The 16,240-nt window shown below is 74.2% G+C and carries 11 protein-coding genes; 6 read left to right on the forward strand and 5 right to left on the reverse strand.

Annotation, left to right across the window (positions count from 1 at the left end; all coding sequences use genetic code 11):
- Positions 1 to 7 precede the first annotated feature (7 nt).
- The 5 genes from WMF44_RS16980 to WMF44_RS17000 all read right to left on the reverse strand — a co-directional run bounded on the left by WMF44_RS16980 (position 8) and on the right by WMF44_RS17000 (position 7,647).
- On the reverse strand, positions 8 to 1,954 hold the full coding sequence (locus WMF44_RS16980; protein ID WP_437300152.1) for a hypothetical protein: 1,947 nt from the start codon (positions 1,952 to 1,954) through the stop codon (positions 8 to 10).
- A 154-nt stretch (positions 1,955 to 2,108) separates the two neighbouring features.
- Positions 2,109 to 4,058, reverse strand: a complete 1,950-nt coding sequence (locus tag WMF44_RS16985) for a molybdopterin-dependent oxidoreductase (protein WP_437300153.1) — start codon at positions 4,056 to 4,058, stop codon at positions 2,109 to 2,111.
- 111 nt (positions 4,059 to 4,169) lie between these two features.
- Complete coding sequence (locus tag WMF44_RS16990; protein ID WP_437300154.1) at positions 4,170 to 5,108, reverse strand: hypothetical protein; 939 nt, start codon at positions 5,106 to 5,108, stop codon at positions 4,170 to 4,172.
- A 205-nt stretch (positions 5,109 to 5,313) separates the two neighbouring features.
- Entirely contained in the window at positions 5,314 to 6,366 is a 1,053-nt protein-coding gene (locus WMF44_RS16995) for an RluA family pseudouridine synthase (RefSeq protein WP_437300155.1), read from the reverse strand.
- Between the two features lie 87 nt (positions 6,367 to 6,453).
- Positions 6,454 to 7,647 (reverse strand): vWA domain-containing protein, encoded by a 1,194-nt coding sequence (locus tag WMF44_RS17000; protein ID WP_437300156.1) that lies wholly within the window; start codon positions 7,645 to 7,647, stop codon positions 6,454 to 6,456.
- 229 nt (positions 7,648 to 7,876) lie between these two features.
- Between WMF44_RS17000 and glgA the strand changes: the two genes are divergently transcribed.
- From glgA to hflX, 6 genes are all read left to right on the forward strand, one after another.
- The gene (gene glgA / locus WMF44_RS17005) at positions 7,877 to 9,331 is read left to right on the forward strand and encodes a glycogen synthase GlgA (protein ID WP_437300157.1); all 1,455 of its coding nucleotides are present in this window, start codon (positions 7,877 to 7,879) and stop codon (positions 9,329 to 9,331) included.
- 168 nt (positions 9,332 to 9,499) lie between these two features.
- The gene (locus WMF44_RS17010) at positions 9,500 to 10,504 is read left to right on the forward strand and encodes a hypothetical protein (protein ID WP_437300158.1); all 1,005 of its coding nucleotides are present in this window, start codon (positions 9,500 to 9,502) and stop codon (positions 10,502 to 10,504) included.
- A 70-nt stretch (positions 10,505 to 10,574) separates the two neighbouring features.
- Positions 10,575 to 10,958 (forward strand): FixH family protein, encoded by a 384-nt coding sequence (locus WMF44_RS17015; RefSeq protein WP_437300159.1) that lies wholly within the window; start codon positions 10,575 to 10,577, stop codon positions 10,956 to 10,958.
- A gap of 35 nt (positions 10,959 to 10,993) precedes the next feature.
- Complete coding sequence (locus WMF44_RS17020; protein WP_437300160.1) at positions 10,994 to 12,406, forward strand: WD40/YVTN/BNR-like repeat-containing protein; 1,413 nt, start codon at positions 10,994 to 10,996, stop codon at positions 12,404 to 12,406.
- 232 nt (positions 12,407 to 12,638) lie between these two features.
- Positions 12,639 to 14,558 carry a GAF domain-containing protein gene (locus WMF44_RS17025; protein ID WP_437300161.1) on the forward strand — a complete coding sequence of 640 codons (1,920 nt, stop codon included), beginning with the start codon at positions 12,639 to 12,641 and terminating at the stop codon, positions 14,556 to 14,558.
- 242 nt (positions 14,559 to 14,800) lie between these two features.
- Positions 14,801 to 16,231, forward strand: coding sequence for a GTPase HflX (gene hflX, locus WMF44_RS17030; protein ID WP_437300162.1), 1,431 nt, complete (start codon positions 14,801 to 14,803; stop codon positions 16,229 to 16,231).
- Positions 16,232 to 16,240: the final 9 nt, after the last annotated feature.

A 16,240-nucleotide genomic window follows, 5' to 3' on the forward strand; every position in this document is an offset into this window, starting at 1 on the left:
GCGGCGCTCACGCCGCCCCGGCGTCCCGCGGGCGCACCCCGGCGCGCTCCGCGAGGGCCTCGGCCTCCGCGAGGGCCTCGGCCTCCGCGAGCGCCTCCGTCTCCGCGAGGGCCTCGGCCCCGGCGAGCGCCTCCGCGTCGCCTTGCTCCCTCAGGCGCTCGAACGCCGCGAGCGCCGCCGGCGCGACCGCCGAGAGCCAGCGCCGGCTCGCGGCGTCGAGCCGGAGCTCCTCGCGGAGCCGCTCCACCTCGCCAGCCCCCGCGGCGCCCGGGCTCGCCGCCGCGCGGCACACGTCGGCGAGCAGCTCGTCGCGCGCGTTCAGCGGCAGATCCGCGTCCCGCTCGGTGAGGCGCGCGGCCCCGGCGATGTCGCCCTCCCGCGCGCGCAGCGCGAGCGCCACCCGCAGCCTGGCCCTCTCCAGGAACGGGTACGACGCGTACCGCTCCGCGAGCAGCGCCATCTCGGCGCGCGCGTCGGCGCGCCGGTCCATCGCCGCGAACAGGAACGCGCGCTCGGCCAGGAGCGCAGGCAGCAGGATGTCCGCCGCCGTCGCGCGCGCCGCCTCGGTGCCCAGCCGCGCGAGCCCCGCCTCGCACGCCGCGAGCGCCGCCGGCAGCTCCCCTCGCCGCTCCGAGAGCTCGGCGAGCGCGAGGTGCGCCTGCGCCGCGGCCGCGGGCACCATGCTTCGCGTGAGCGCCTCGATCTCACCCTTCCCCCGCTGCTCCTCGCCCTTCGCCACGGCGATCTGGGCGGCCATGAAGCGCTGCGAGAGCTTGCGCGCGCGCGCCATGTTCACGAGCACGGCCCCGACGAGCATCACGATGAAGAGGATCGGCAACGCCAGGACGATGGAAAGCGGTCCGACGATCGGCTCCGCTGGCAGGCGCTCGACCTCGGGCGCCACCGTCGGCGCCCGATCGGAGCTCAAGAGCTGCCACACCCCCAGGAACAGCATCACCAGGGCCGCCCACAGGAGCAGCACGCGGCGCGCCGCCCTCGTCACCGGCTGGCGGTTGCTCCCCACGCGCCCGTCCGCCGCGGCGCGCGCGGAGGCGTCGGCGCGGTCCACCTCCGCGCGCGACAGCTCCTCGACGCCGCCCGCCGCCAGCGCGGGGGCGCGCATGAACGGCGCCGCGTCGGGTGAGATGCGCGCCGCCCAGTCCGCCGCCGAGAGCTCGCCTGAAGCCTCCGGCTCCCGCTTCGCGCCGGTGCGGTAGACCGAGCTCGCCTTCGCCTTCAGCATGCGCTGGTAGGCGCGGACGAGGGCGCGCTCGCGCGGGCGCGTGTGCTCGACGAGGAGGCCCCGCTCGCGGAGCAGGTGCGCCCGCAGCGCCTCCCTGTCGCCCGAGCGCTCCAGGAGCACCGCGGCCGCGAGCTCCGCGCGGGCGAGCGCTTCGGGCGACGCCAGGGCGCTCGTCCGCACGAGCTCGATGTCCGCCGCGGCGCCGTCGCGATCGCTCGTCGAGGCGCGGAGCAGGGCCCTCAGCGAGCGCGCCGCGGCGATCGTCGCGTGCTCCAGGTGAAAGGAGAGCGGGTCGGTGCGGCGGGTCACCGCGGCGTCGGCGCGGGCGAGCGCGCCCGCGAGATCGCCGCGCTGCATGGCGGCGAGCGCGCGCTGGACGTCGATGACGCGCAGGACGTAGCGCGAGCGGTATGTCGCTTCCGCGTAGTCGAGCAGCTCGGCGGCGTCCTCGCGCTGGCCGGACGCCGCGAGGTTGTACGCCTTGTTGACGACCTGCACGGCGACGCCGATCGAACGGGCGCGAAGCCCGATCGCGATCATGAGCGCGCCGGCCATCCCGAAGGGCACCCCGGCCGCGACGCTGCCGATCCCCGTCGCGCTCACTCCCGCGCCCACCAGCGCCATCGACGCGCCGATCGCGATCTGCCGGTTCGCCAGGCGGCGCGCCGCGTGCGGTGTGATCCCGAACCTTGCAGGCAGCTCTCTCGCCATCCCGCGAGCGTAAGAGACCGCCGGCCGCGCGGGCTAGGGGGGTCGGCAGGCGCGGCCTGGCCGACCGGAGCGGGAGCTCCATTGTTCTTGTTTGCGACTTTGCGGCTTTGCGACTTTGCGTTGAAATCTCTCTCCGGATCCCTGGCGGGCGGAGCTAGGGCAGGGGCGCCGGCGGGTCGATCGGCTCGACGCGCACCCGCTCCTCGTAGAGCGCGCCGCCCTCGCCGATGTCCGTGGTGCGCGCGGTGATCAGCGCGTTGGCGCAGCGGCCGTCCCGGAGGTGGCCTCCCTTCGGGAGGAGCGCGACGTCGCGGCGCTGGGCAGGATCGTGGCGGAGCAGCGCCGTCATGGCGCCGACGCGCGACGTGATCCGGCAGGCGCCGCCGTCGGGCACGCCGCCGGCCGCGTCCGGGTGGACCGTGACGACGGCCGGACCGTGCTGGGGTCGCGCCCACTGCGACGACTGGGACTTCTCGGTGGAGAGCGCCATGAGCAGCAGCGGGTATTCGCTCGCGTCGGGATCCTCGCGCTCCTCGGGCGCCTCGGTGATGAGGTTGACCCGGCCGCTCGGGGTCGGGAACTTGCGGTCCTCGAACAGCACCTTCGGCGCCAGCGGGTTGCGCACCGGCCCGCGCTCCAGCGTCTCGAGCGTGACACCGAGCGGCGCGAGCCTGGGCTCGGTGACCCGCCGCTTCCAGTCGCGGGCGCTGCCGTCGAGCGCGCCGCCGAGGCCCACGCGCCGCGCGAGCGCCTGCATGATCTCGAGATCGCTCTTCACCCCGGCCGGGGGCGGGACCACGGGCGTGGCGACGCCGAGGTAATGGTGGCCGTAGGCGCCGACCACGTCGTCCGCCTCGAGGAGCGTCGTCGTGGGCAGCACGAGGTGGGCGACCCGCGCCGTGTCCGTGAGGAAGGAGTCGACAACGACGACGAGGTCGCGCGTCCGGAGCGCCTCCGCGACGGTGTCGGACTCGGGCAGCATGGCGACCGGGTTGCCCGCGGTCACCCAGACGGCGCGGATCGGCGGGTCGCTCATCCCGAGCACATCGCGCCCGAGCAGGGGCTCGCAGACGGTGCGGGGCGCCGGGCGCTCGCCCTCGAACGGCGAGAGGTCGAACGCGCCGCGCCGCTTGAAATAGAACGAGACGCCGCCGCCCGGGATGCCGAGGTTCCCGCTCACCGCCCCCAGCGCGTCGAGGGCGCGCACGATCGCGCCGCCCGTGGTGCGCCGGCCCATGCCCCAGCCCACGAGGATCGCCGTGGGCCTCTCGGCGAGGCGGCGCGCGAGGTCCAGGGCCGCGCGCTCGGGCACGTCGGCCTCGCGGCACCACGCGGCGACCGAGCTCCGGCGCGCGAGCGCGCGGAAGGCGTCGAGGTGATCGCAGTAGTCCGCGGCGCGCGGATCGGCCCACCCCTCGTCGAAGAGCACGCGCGCGACGGCCATCGCGAGCGCGAAGTCGCCGCCGGGGCGCGGCTGGTAGAACGCCCCGCAGAGCGACGCCGTCCTGTGGTGCATCGGATCGATGAGCACGAGCTCCGCGCCGCGCGCCTTGGCCTCGCGCAGCACCGGCAGCGTGTGAGGGCTCGAGGTGAAGACGTTCTTGCCCCAGAGGAGGATGTGCCGGGCGTTGAGCAGATCGGCGAGGTCATGGCTGTCCTCCTCCCCGAAATCGGCGAGCTGCGCGGCGTCGCCCGCGCCGGAGCAGATGTCACCGCGCTTGACCGTGACCGGCCCGAACCGCGCGAAGAACGCGTCGGCGATCCCCGTGAGCATCCCGAGCGAGCCGCCGCTCCGGTAATGGAAGATCGCGGCCGGGCCCGACTCGCGCCGGATCGTGAGGAGCTGCTCGGCCGCGGTGTCGAGCGCTTCCTCCCAGGAGACGGGCGTGAGCTCGCCGCCCTTGCGGAGCAGCGGCGTCGTCAGCCGCTCGGGTGAGTACTGGGTCTCCAGGAAGCGCGACGTGCGGTAGCAGAGGAAGCCCCGCGTGATCGGGTGGTCCGGGTCGCCGCCGAGGCGCACGACGCGGCCGTCCTCCACGGTGGCCACGATGCTGCAGGCGTCGGGGCAGTCGCGGTTACAGGTCGTCTTGCGGAGCTCCTGCATGGCGGCAGCGTAGATCGAGCCTGCGGGGCGGTACACCCGCCCCGCCCCCCGGACGTCCGTCCGGACCTGGCCGGGCTTCCACGCCGCGCCGGGGCGGCTCCGCGCGCCGGATCAATCGGCCGCGAGCCGCTCGGGCGCGTACTCCCGCGAGTCGTCGCCCGAGACCTCCTGGGCGATCGCCCGCAGCTGCTCGTAGCGCTCGCGCAGGAGCGACCACAGCCGATCGCGGATGTCCCTCGAGTCGAGCCGCTCCGGCGGGCGCGTGTTGCTGAGCAGCCACTTCGCCGTGCTGTTCAGCTGGGTCAGCTCCTCCCTCGTGATCGGGATCCGGCTCTGCACGTGGCTCCACCGGTCCAGGATGAGGTTGGTGATGGTGGCCGTCGCGCTCGCGGGATCGCCGGCGACGAGCGCGCGCCGGACGATGCCGAAGGTCTCCGGGACGATGCTGCGCGGGAAGTACACCTCGGCCGTGGCGAGCGTCGGGCGCAGCGCCCCGTAGAGCAGATCGAGCTTCTCGACGATCTCGGGCGGCGGCGCGCTCTCGGGCTGCATGCGCGTCACCGCGTAGTCGAGCGCCATCGCGAGCTCCGGCAGGCTGCGGATCGCGTCGAAGCGGGACTTCGGCAGCCGGCGCCGGTGGCGCGCCGGATCGCGCGTGACGGACTGCACGGCGCGCCGGACGATCGCGAGCACCCCGCTCGCGTCGCCGCGAAAGGCCTGCACGTTGGCCGCGGGCAGATCGCTCGCCGGCATCGCGTACCGCTCGTAGCGCTCCCGATCCAGGCTCTCGTCGCCCCGGGCCCGCGGGTCGGCCTGCAGCGGCGCGGCGCCGGCCGACGAGGCCGCTGCGGCCCGCTCCGGGCCCGCCTGCCGCGGCTCTCCGGCGCCGGCAGGCTCTCCTGGAGAGGGCGCCGCCGCGTCCTGCATCGTCTCTCCCGGACCAGGCGCCGGCCCGGATGTCGTGCTCTGGGCGGTGCTCTCGGCCTCGAGCGGTGTGGACCGGAGCGCTGGATCCCGCAGCGCCTCGAGGTCGTCTCGCGCACGCGTCATCTCGGCCATCGTACGTAAGTCGGCACTTCGGCACAAGATCCGCAGGCGCACGAGCGCGCTCGCGCGGGGCTCCGGTCAGCAGCGTCCATGGCGCGCCGCAGGCGCCGCCTCGCCCACCGGTGTCATCGCGTCCCGCAAGCGTCGCCCCGCACACACACACGAGCGGAGGGGTGGCCCGCGATGGATCCTCCGCCTTCCGCGTGGATCACGCGTCGAGCGCGTCCCAGAAGGTGCGCAGATCGTCCGAGAGCGGCGCCTCGATGCGCACGCGTTCGCCTGTCATCGGATGCGTGAGCTCCAGGAGCGCGGCGTGGAGGGCGTGACGGTCGAGCTCGAGCGCGCGGCGGTCGTCGTCGGTGAGCACGCCGTCGGCGCCGCGCGCGAACATGCCCTCGTCCGGGCCGTAGAGCTTGTCGCCGACGAGCGGGAGGCCGCTCGCCGCGAGGTGGACCCGGATCTGGTGCTGCCGGCCGGTCTCGAGCGTGCAGCGGACGAGCGCGTAGCGCCGGCCGGTGAGGGGATCGGCGCGACGGCCCAGCACCTCGCATGTGGTGGCCGACGCGAGGCCGCGGCCCGGCGGCGCGACCCGCATCTTGACCTTGTAGCGGCTCGCGTCGTCGAGCTCGAGCGGCAGCTCGACCCGGAACGTCTCGCGCTCGGGCCAGCCCCACGCGATCGCGGCGTAGCGCTTGACGACGCCGGTGCGCTCCTCGAACTGCGCCTTCACGGTCCGATCGGCCTCGGGCGTGCGGCAGAGCAGCAGCACGCCGCTCGTCTCCCGGTCGAGCCGGTGGGCCAGGAACAGCCGCTCGCCGGGGCGCGCGGCCTCCATCATCTTGATCACGGTGCTCTTGTGGTACCGCGCCGTGGGGTGCACCGGCAGGCCCGCCGGCTTGTCGATGGCGAGCAGCGCGTCGTCCTCGTAGAGGACCGGGATCGGGGTGTCGGGCGCCTGCTCGTCCCACGGCTCGCGCCAGAGCAGGATGCACTGCTCCGGCCGGACGCGATCGCTGCCGCGCAGGCGCCGCGCCTCGGGCGAGTAGGCGCCGCGGGCGACGATCTCGGCGGCGCGCGTGCGGCTCGTCCGCTTGAGCTGGGTCTGCACGAACCGGTCGAGCCGCATGCCGGCCGACTCAGGCGGCACGCGCAGCACGGTGACGACCGACCCCTCCGGCACCTCCGCGGGGCGCACCACCGGCGTGCCGCGGCCGAAGGGGCCGCTCGTGCCGGCGAGCTCTCGCGCGCTGATCCTGGTCATGGGCCGAGCCGGCCTTGGCCTTTAGCAAAAGCGCCGGCCCGTGGCGCGGAAAAGGGGCGGCGCGCGTCGGCGCGTCGTTCGCTGGGGTCACTGGGGGACGAGGATCTCGCAGGGGAAGTCGAACGAGATCTCCTGCGCGTCCTTGAGCTGCTCGCAGGCGTCGCCGACGAGGGTGAGCTGCGTGGCGCTCTCCATCGTCCAGCCGTTCTGAGCGTCGTAGGGCACGGGCGTGCCGTCGAGGAGCACCTGGCCGAGCGACGCGTTGCGGACGTCGACCTCGATCGAGCCCTGGAGGTCGAAGGTGCAGCTCTTGACGCCGGCGATGGCCGCGTCGAGCTCGTCCTCCAGGGAGGACGCGTCGGTGGGGTCCGGCGTGTAGTACGTGGCGGTGCCGCCGGCGTCGGCGTAAGTGCCTGCGCCGGTGAAGCAGTCCGCGTCCGTGCCGCTCCTGGGCCGCTGGACGGGCTGGCCCGCGCCGGCGTTCGCCACGTCCTGCAGGTGCTGCGCGAGCGCGCCCGAGCCGAGGCCGAAGACGAACGTGCCGATGCCCTGCTCGTAGGCGTCCTGCGCCGCGCCGACGACGTCGTCGCGCGCGCACTCGGCCCGCACGTCGTCGCAGCGATCGGGCTCGCCGTCGGTGACGAACAGGATGTACTTGGGGCCGGGCTCCGGGAACGCGAGGAGCTCCGGGACGACCGTCTCGTTGAACGTCATGGCGGTGGGCGTCTCGAGCTTGCCGGGCGGCACCGTGGAGGCCTCTTCGTAGGCGGCCGAGATGGCGGCGTGGTGGTTGAGGGCGATGCCGTCGGCCCTCGCGAGCAGCGGGCACTGCCTGTTCTCGATCCCGGTGAACGTCACGAAGCCGAAGCGCACCCGGTCCTGCAGCCTGTCGACGACGCTGAGCACCGCGGTCTTGAGCGGATCCCAGAAGCCGCTGCCGTACATGCTGCCCGAGCGATCGACGACGATCATCACGGTCGGCGTCTGCGGCTCGAACGTGATGTCGAGCTGCTGGCACGCGCCGCCGCCGCCGCCGTCCGTGCCGCTCGAGCTGTGCGAGCCGGCGAAGTCGAGCCCCGCGCCGCCTTCGCCGAAGCCCGAGCCCGAGCCGGCGACGCCGCCCGCGCCGCCCGCGCCGCCGCTGCCGCCATGGCCACCGATGCCGCCGGAGCCCTGGGACGAACCGTCGCCGTCGTTCTTGCCTCCGCAGTTCACGGCGACGCCGGTGGCGAGGAGGGCGACGAGCAAGGAAAGCCTGGGAAAATTAAGGGTACTGCGCATGGATAAACGATACACAGGGCAGGACGGCCTGTCTCCGCCATGTAGGGCCCTGGAAGTGGATGCATGTAGGGCCCTGGAAGTGGATGTGGCGCGGATGGAAAGTTGCTCCAAAACGGCGCGCATGGCGCTGCCTCCGCGGCGACACCCGGGCGCTGGCCAGCGTTCAGCGCCGCTGTGGGTTCGGAGCCGCGCTGTACGCGCCCCGGTTCGTGCTACACACGGCGCCCGCATGGACATCCTCTTCGCTGCGTCCGAGATCGCGCCCATCGTCAAGGTCGGCGGCCTGGCCGACGTCGTTTCGTCGCTCTCGAAGGCGCTCCGGCTGCTCGGGCACAAGGTGACGATCGCGCTGCCGCGCTACCAGGCGCTCGACTCGAGCGGGCTGATGATGGCGCGCCGCCTCACCCCGATGCCGCTCGAGGTCGACGCGAAGGTGTCGCCGGGCGGGCCGATCCAGGTGACGCTCTTCGACGGGCGGCTCAGCACGGGCGTGGAGCTCGTCGTCCTCGACGTACCAGGCTTCCACGATCGACCCGGCATCTACGGCGAGGAGGGGCGCGACTACGAGGACAACGCGCGCCGGTTCTCCCTGTTCTCCCGCGCCGTCGTGGAGCTCGTCCGCCAGCGCGCCCGGTCGGGCTCGCCGTTCGACATCGTCCACGCCCACGACTGGCCCACGGCCATGGTGCCGTACCTGCTCCGCCACCAGCAGTCCGCGCCTGGCCGGACCGTGCTGACCCTCCACAACGCCGCGCACCAGGGCCTCTTCCCGAAGGACGCGCTCCCGTACCTCGGCCTGGACGACGACCACTTCCGGCCCGAGCGGCTCGAGTTCTACGGCCAGCTCAATTTCCTCAAGGGCGGCATCCTGGCCGCGGACGCGCTCACCACCGTCTCGACCACGTACGCGAGCGAGATCCTCACGCCGAAGCAAGGCGAGCGCCTCGACGGCGTGCTCCGCACCCGGGCGAACCAGCTGTCCGGCATCGTCAACGGCATCGACTACGCCGTCTGGAACCCGATGACCGATCCGGCCATCATCGCCCGTTACGACGCGGAGGACGTGAGCAACAAGGGCCGCTGCAAGAGCGCGCTCCTCCAGGAGCTCGGGCTCGAGATCCGGCCGGATCGCCCGCTCCTCGTGTCCATCGGCAGGGTGGTCGCGCAGAAGGGCAGCGACCTGCTCGCGAACGCCATGCCGAAGATCCTGAAGGGCGACGTCAGCGTCGTCGTGGCCGGTGAGGGCGACGCCGAGCTCATGGAGAAGCTCTCCGCCGCCGCGGCCAAGGCGCCCGAGCGGGCGAAGTTCCTCGGCGGGGTGAGCGAGGCCGTCGTGCACCGGCTCATGGCCGCGGCCGACCTCGTGGTCGTGCCGTCGCGCTTCGAGCCGTGCGGCCTCGTGCAGCTGTACGCGCAGCGCTACGGCGCTGCCCCGGTGGCGTGCAGGACCGGAGGCCTCGTCGACACGATCGTCGACATCGACGCCGCCCTGGAGACCGGCACGGGGTTCCTGTTCGACAAGCCGACGGCCACGTCGCTGCTCGGCGGCGTCCAGCGCGCCCTCGCGGCCCTCACGTCGCCCCGCTGGCCCGCGGTCCAGCGCCGCATCATGCGCCTCGACCTCGGCTGGGACCGCCCCGCGCGCCGCTACGTCCAGGTCTACCGCCAGGCCCTCGCCAGCTGAGCGCCGCGCGCGGTCGCCGAGCACCGCGCGCGGTCGCGAGGCGCTGCGCGCGGAACGGAAACGGCTCGCGACACCGCGTGAAGGCGCGGCCCGACCGAGATCAGGCGCCCTCCGCGCGACAACGTGTCGCATTGGCGCAGGGCAGGAGCCTCGCCTATAGGAGCGGCCGTGCTGGCCAGAGTCGTCGCCGGTGTGGTGCTCCTGCTGTCGCTCGCGGTGCATCCGAGGGCCGCGCGCGCGTCGGCCTGCTGCGGTGCGGGGCACGGCATGGCCCAGTGGCTCGCTCCCTCGGAGCGCGCCGCGGCGAGCTTCTCCGTCCGGCTCAGCGAGCAGCTCGGGGCGTGGGCGGTGGACGGAGGCTTCGACGCGTCCGGCGAGGGCGTCTATCACCGCGAGCTGAAGGCCGAGGCCGGGTGGCTGGTGCGCGCCGGGGATCACCTCCAGCTCGCCGTGTCCGTGCCGATGATGGTCACCTGGAGCGGGGTGGGGCTCGGCGCCACGTCGTCCGGCGGCGGGCCGGGTGACCTGGGCGCGGCAGTCAGGATCGACCTTATCGACGGCGCGGCGTCGCCGTGGATCCCGTCCGCCGCGTTCACGCTCGGCGTGACGCTCCCGACCGGGCGCGGCCCGAGCACCGGGGCGGCGCCGCTCGACGCCGGCGTGAGCGGCGCGACCGGCGCCCGCGCGATGGGCGTCGACAGCGTCGACATCACCGGCGCCGACACGACCGGCCTCGGGGTGGCCGAGATCCGGCCGGGGATGGTCTTCGAGAAGTCGTGGGGCTCGTTCCACGCGCTGCTCGCCGCCTCGACGAGCGTCCGCACCAGCCACCGTCTCCCTGACGGCGACGCGGCGCGGTCCGCGCCCCGCGTGCAGATCCTCGCCGCGGCGGGGCCCTCGTGGCCCTCCGGCGCCTCGCTCACCGTGGGCGCGCTCCACGAGCGCGAGGGCGCGCCGAGCGAGGATGAGCCTGGCCCGGGCCCCCGCAATCCCATGGGAAAGGAGCGCGCGCGGACGGCGCTGCTCGCCGTGCTGGCCCACGACGTCGGCGCGCGCTGGACCGCCGTCGGCAACCTCCAGGTGGACGTGCCGATCTCCGGGATCGGCCGCAACGAGGGCGCGTTCGCCGCCCTGTCCGCAGGCCTTCGCTACGTGTGGGGAAGACGTGATTGAACCTCGTGAACAGCCTTCGCCGAAGTCACCTCCCAGGCGCCGCTGGGCGCGCGCCTGCGCCGCACTCCTCGTGGCGCTCGCCGTCCTCTCGCCGGCGGGCTGCGGATCCCGGGACGTGGAGCCGGACGACGGCCACCGGCTGGACGTCGGTGCGAACGGGCGCATCGAGTTCGCTGTGGAGTCGACCGAGCCGATCAAGCGAGGCTTCAACACCTTCCACGTGCGGCTCACCTGGACCGACTCGCGGGACCCGGCGCAGCGGATCAAGCTCCGCTGCTACGCCAGCATGACGGGCATGGGGCACGGGTCCGTGCACGAGGGCACGGAGATCGAGCCCGGCGTGTACGAGATCGCCGACGTGCCCTTCGGGATGGGGGGCCTCTGGGACGTGCAATGCCGGGCCCTGACCTCGTCCCTCATCGACGAGGCGGCATTCGAGTTCGACGTCCACTAGGCTCACCCCTCGTGCGAGCCCCTACAGAACGCTCCGTGCGAGCCCTCCCTGCGCCGACGCGTCACCCCCACAGCGGGCCAGGCGCGCGACGGCGCGGCCCCCTCTCGTCCTGCGCGGCGCCGCTGCTCTCGGTCGCGGCGCTGCTCTCGGTCGCTGCGCTCTCCGCGCCGGCCTCGGCCAACGGCCGCTTTCCGGCCGCAGGCTTGATCGCGTCACACCCGAGCGACCCGTCGCGCCTCATGGTCCGCGCGACCTACGGCCTGCTCGCCACGCACGACGGCGGCGAGCGCTGGCGCTGGATCTGCGAGCCGGTCGTCGGCTTCGGCGGGAACGAGGACCCGATGCTCGCCTTCCTGGCCGACGGGACGATCATCGCCGGCGTCTTCGACGGCCTCAGCGCGTCGAAGAACGGCGGCTGCGACTGGTCGTTCGCCCAGGGCGATCTGATGAACCGCTACGTCATCGACCTCTCGGCCGATCGCGAGGACCCCTCCCGTGCCGTGCTCGTCGTCAGCGCGGGGCTCGGGGCGGGCCAGTTCCTGACCCAGCTCTGGGAGACGAGCGACAACGCGGACAGCTGGACGAAGGCCGGCGTCGATCTGCCCGACGACTTCCTCGCCCACACGGTCGACGCCGCCCCCTCGGACCGCGCGCGCGTCTACGTGAGCGGCCGCTACGGCGCGCCCGACTACGCCGGGGCCCTCCAGCGCACCGACGATCGCGGCGCGACCTGGGAGCGGCTCGACATCTCGGGGAGCGACGACATGCGCCTGCCGTTCCTGGGCGCGATCGATCCCGTCGACCCCGACATCGTCTACGTGCGGCTCGACGGCGATCCGACCGATACGCTGCTCGTCTCGAAGGACGGAGGGCGCAGCTTCACCACCGCGTTCGAGAGCGCCGGCGACCTCCTCGGCTTCGCGCTCTCGCCGGACGGCGCGACCGTGATCGTGGGCGGGCCCCAGGACGGAATCTGGCGCGCGCCGGCCGCGTCGCTCGAGTTCGAGAAGATCTCGGACGTCGGCGCGCGGTGCTTGACCTGGACCGCCGAGGCGCTCTTCGCCTGCGGCGACGAGTTCGCCGACGGCTTCACGGTGGGCCGATCGATCGACGACGGCGAGAGCTTCTCCGCGCTGCTGCACCTCGACGGGCTCTGCGGGCCGATCGAGTGCGCGCCGGAGAGCGGCGCGACCGCGACCTGCGCTCCGCTGTGGGGTGCGACGGCGCTCACCATCGGCTCGCAGCGGTGCGACGGCGCCGCGGCGACCGGCAGCGGCGGCGGGGGATCCGAGCCGCCGCCAGCGGAGGCGTCGGACGGGTGCGGGTGCAAGATCGGCGCGGCAGGCGCGGGGCGGGGCGAGGACGCAGCGCCGCCCGCCAGCGGCGCGATCGGGTTCGCGCTCGCGGCGGGCCTCGCGAGCGCGCGGCGGCGCCGGCGCGCACGCTAGCGCGGCGACGCAGGCGAGCGCGACGGCGCAGGCGTGCAGGCGAGCGCGACATAACTGCTTATGGAAGGGCGCTCGCATGGCGCGGGCAGGAGGGTACGGACGGCGGGGGCGGACCGACGCGGCGCCGTCCGCGGGGGCGCCGGACGGGCAAGCCGCCGGCGGTTCGTTTCTGGATCTACGTCCTCGTGGGCTGGCGTAGACTGAGGGGGTCGCGGCTCCGGCCAGCGCGTGAATGGCCCCTAGAGACCTTCCCAGATCGCCGCTCGCCGTCTTCCTGCGCGCTCACAGCGCGGAGATCCTGGAGGCATGGGAGCGCGCCGAGCGTCGCCGCGCGCCGGGTGAGCAGTCCCCCGGCTACATCGCGCTGCGCGAGGAGCTGCCCTCCATCTTCGCGCGCCTCGCCGAGCGCCTCGAGGCGGCCGTGTCCGCCGCCGCTGCGCCGCCGGGCGACCAGGAGCAGGACGCGTGGAGCGGCGTCGAGTCGGTGTCGGTCGAGTTCCCCGAGCCGCTGCTCGGCTTCCGCGTGCTCGACAAGCTCCGCGACGGGTTCGAGCTGGAGGACGTGGCCGCGCAGTACTCGGTGCTGCGCCGCTGCGTGCTCCGGATGCTCGAGCGGACCGGCACGCAGCCGTCGTGGGTCGAGATGACGATCCTGCACGAGGTGCTCGATCAGGTGATCATCGATCCGGCGACGCGGAGCGCCGCGCTGCGCGAGCGCGCGCTCGGCGCGCTCGATCGCGTCTCGGCCGAGGGCATGGGCAACGTCCACATCGATCGGCTGCTGCGGCGGCTGGTCGAGGTGCTCGTCGAGTCGGCGCGGTCGGTCGATTGGGCGGTGATGCTGCTGCTCGAGGGCGAGGTGCTGCGGATCCGCGCCGGCATCGGCGTCGACGAGGCGCTGTGGGGCCTGCGCGCCTACAGGCTCGCGGAGGGCTTCGTCGGGCGCGTGGTCCGCGAGCGGCGCCCGGTGGCGCTGCGCTCGGCCGCGCCGGATCCGCTGGCCACCGACGCCGGGGGCGGCGCGGCGGGGCCGGAGTCGGGGGCGCAGAGCGAGCGCCCGAGCGACGCGCTCCACGCGCTCTACGGCGTGCCGATGCTCTCGGAGGGCCGCCTCGTCGGCGTCACGGTCGTGAGCTCCCGCCGCGTGGCGGAGTTCTCCGAGGGGGACCGGCTGCTCTTCAAGAAGGCGGCCGAGCGCGCGGCCGCGCTCGCGACCCAGGCCCAGCTGCGCGAGCAGCTCGCCGCGGAGCGCGGCCGGTTCGAGGCGACGATCCAGCGGCTCCCGGTCGGCGTGGTCGTCGCGGAGGGGACGTCGGGCGCCGTCGCGCTCAACAACCGGCGGTTCGCGGAGATCGTCCGCGGCCCCGAGGAGACCCCGAGCAACGCGCCGCTGCGGACGCTGCTCAGCGAGACCGACGACGACCAGCGCGCGCGCTGGCTGCTCCACCGGGCGCTGCACGGCGGCGAGACGGTCTCCCGCGACGAGATGGAGTTCGTCCGCGCGGACGGAGAGCGCCGCCTCGGGAGCTTCAGCGTGGCCCCCGTGCGCGACGCCGACGGGCGCATCACCGCGGCCGTGATGACGGTCGAGGACGTGACCGAGCTCAGGAAGGCCGAGCGCGCGCGGCAGATCCTGCTCGACGCGAGCGCGCTGATGGCGGAGTCGCTCGACCACGACGGGACGATCGAGCAGGTGGTGCGCCTCGGCGGCGAGCGCTTCGCGGACCTCTGCGCGCTCGATCTCGACGACGGCGGCTCCCCGCGGCTCGTCGCGTCCGCGCGCCTTCCCGAGGCGCGGGCGCTCCTGCCGAGGCTGCTCAAGCACCCGCCGCTGCTGCTCGGCGACACCGCCTCGCTGGCCGAGGCGACGGCCCGCAGGGAGGCGACGCTGATCCCGCTGGTCACCGATCCGTGGCTGCAGCGGATCGCCCGCGGGCCGGAGCACCTCTCGGCGCTGCGGGAGCTCGGCGCCCGCTCGGCGATCCTCGTGCCGCTCGCGGCGCGCGGCCGCAAGCTCGGCCTGCTGAGCCTCTGGACCGTGGAGCGCGAGCTCCGGCAAGACGACAGGGGCGTGGCCGCGGAGCTCGGGCGCTTCGCGTCGCTGGCCATCGAGAGCGCGCGGCTGCACGGCGAAGCGGCGCGAGCGAAGTGACGCCGCTCGTGCGCCTCGGGATGTGACGCGCGCGCCTCGGGCGTGCCCGGAAGGCGACGCCCGCCGCCGGCGTCGGGCTGTCCCTGCCCGCCCTCGTGGCCCGCGTCGGGGAGAGCTCGGCGGTTCGCCGGAGCGCGCCCGGCGGTTTCGTCCGAGGCGACGCGGCGAGGTGTGGGCGAGCGCGCGGCGGCTTGCGTCGCGGGGGTGGATGAGGCGAAGCTCCCGCCTTCGCACACGACCGTATGACCACCACCAACCAAGAACGTCCCCTCGCTGTGCTCGTCGGGGTGCAGCTCCCCGGCGTCGACGATGTAGAGCACGCCGCCGATCTGGCCGAGCTCGGCCGCCTCGTGCACACGCTCGGCTTCGACGTGATCGCGACCGTATCGCAGCGGCGCAGCGCGCTCGCGGCGGCCGCGGTGCTCGGGGAGGGCAAGCTCAGGGAGCTCGCGGAGCTCACGGGCGGCAGCGGCGTCGTGCCCTCGGGCGCGCCGGAGCGGAAGAACAAAGCGCGCGCGCGCCGGGCCGCAGAGAGCGGTGAGGGCGACGAGGACGACGTCGAGCTCGGCGGAGACGACGGCGACGACGCGGGCGACGACGGCGGCGCGGAGCCGCGCGCGGGCGGCGCCGGGCAAGCGGCGCGCCTGGCGACGGTCGTTGCGGTCGACCACGACATCTCGCCGAGCCAGGCGCGCAACCTGGAGCGGGCGACGGGCGCGCAGGTGCTCGACCGGGCGGGCGTGATCATCGAGATCTTCCACCGCCACGCGCGGAGCCGGGAGGCGAAGCTCGAGGTCGAGATCGCGCGGCTCAACTACGTCGCGCCGCGGCTCCGGGAGACGGGCGGCGGCGGGGACCGGCAGCGCGGCGGGATCGGCGGCAAGGGCGCCGGCGAGAGCGCGCTCGAGCTCGATCGGCGCAAGATCCGCGATCGCATCGCGGAGCTGAAGGAGGAGCTCGCCGCGGTTCAGCGCGAGCAGTCGACGCGCCGCGCGCTCCGGCAAGGGCAGCGCCGCGTAGCGCTGGTCGGCTACACGAACGCGGGCAAGTCGTCGCTGATGCGGGCGCTGACGGGCAGCGAGGTGCTCGTCGCCGACAAGCTGTTCGCGACGCTCGACACGACGGTGCGCGCGCTCCACCCGGAGGTGCGCCCGCGGATCCTCGTCTCGGACACGGTCGGCTTCATCAAGAAGCTGCCGCACGATCTCGTGGCGAGCTTCCGCTCGACGCTGGACGAGGCGCTCGAGGCGTCGCTCCTGCTCTACGTGGCCGACGCGTCGGATCCGACGTTCCGCGATCAGCTCGCGGTGACGCGCGGCGTGCTCTCCGAGATCGGCGCCAGCGAGGTGCCGAGCCGGCTCCTGCTGAACAAGGTGGACCGGCTCTCCGAGGAGGAGCGGGACGCGCTGCGCCTCGAGTTCCCCGAGGCGACGCAGCTGTCGGCGAAGATCCCGGACGACGTGGCGGCGCTGCGGGAGGCGATCATCGCGTTCTTCGAGCAGTCGATGGTGGAGGCCGAGCTGCTCTTGCCGTACGCGAAGCAGAGCCTCATCGGGGAGATCTACGAGAACGCGCGCGTGCTCTCGGAGGAGTACGACGACGTCGGCGGCCGGCTCTCGGTGCGGGCGCACGCGGCGGCGCTCGATCGGCTGCGCAGCCTGCTCGCGCGCTGACGGGGCGGC

Source organism: Sorangium sp. So ce426, assembly GCF_051475585.1.
Taxonomy (GTDB): Bacteria; Myxococcota_A; Polyangia; order Polyangiales; family Polyangiaceae; genus Sorangium; species Sorangium cellulosum_B.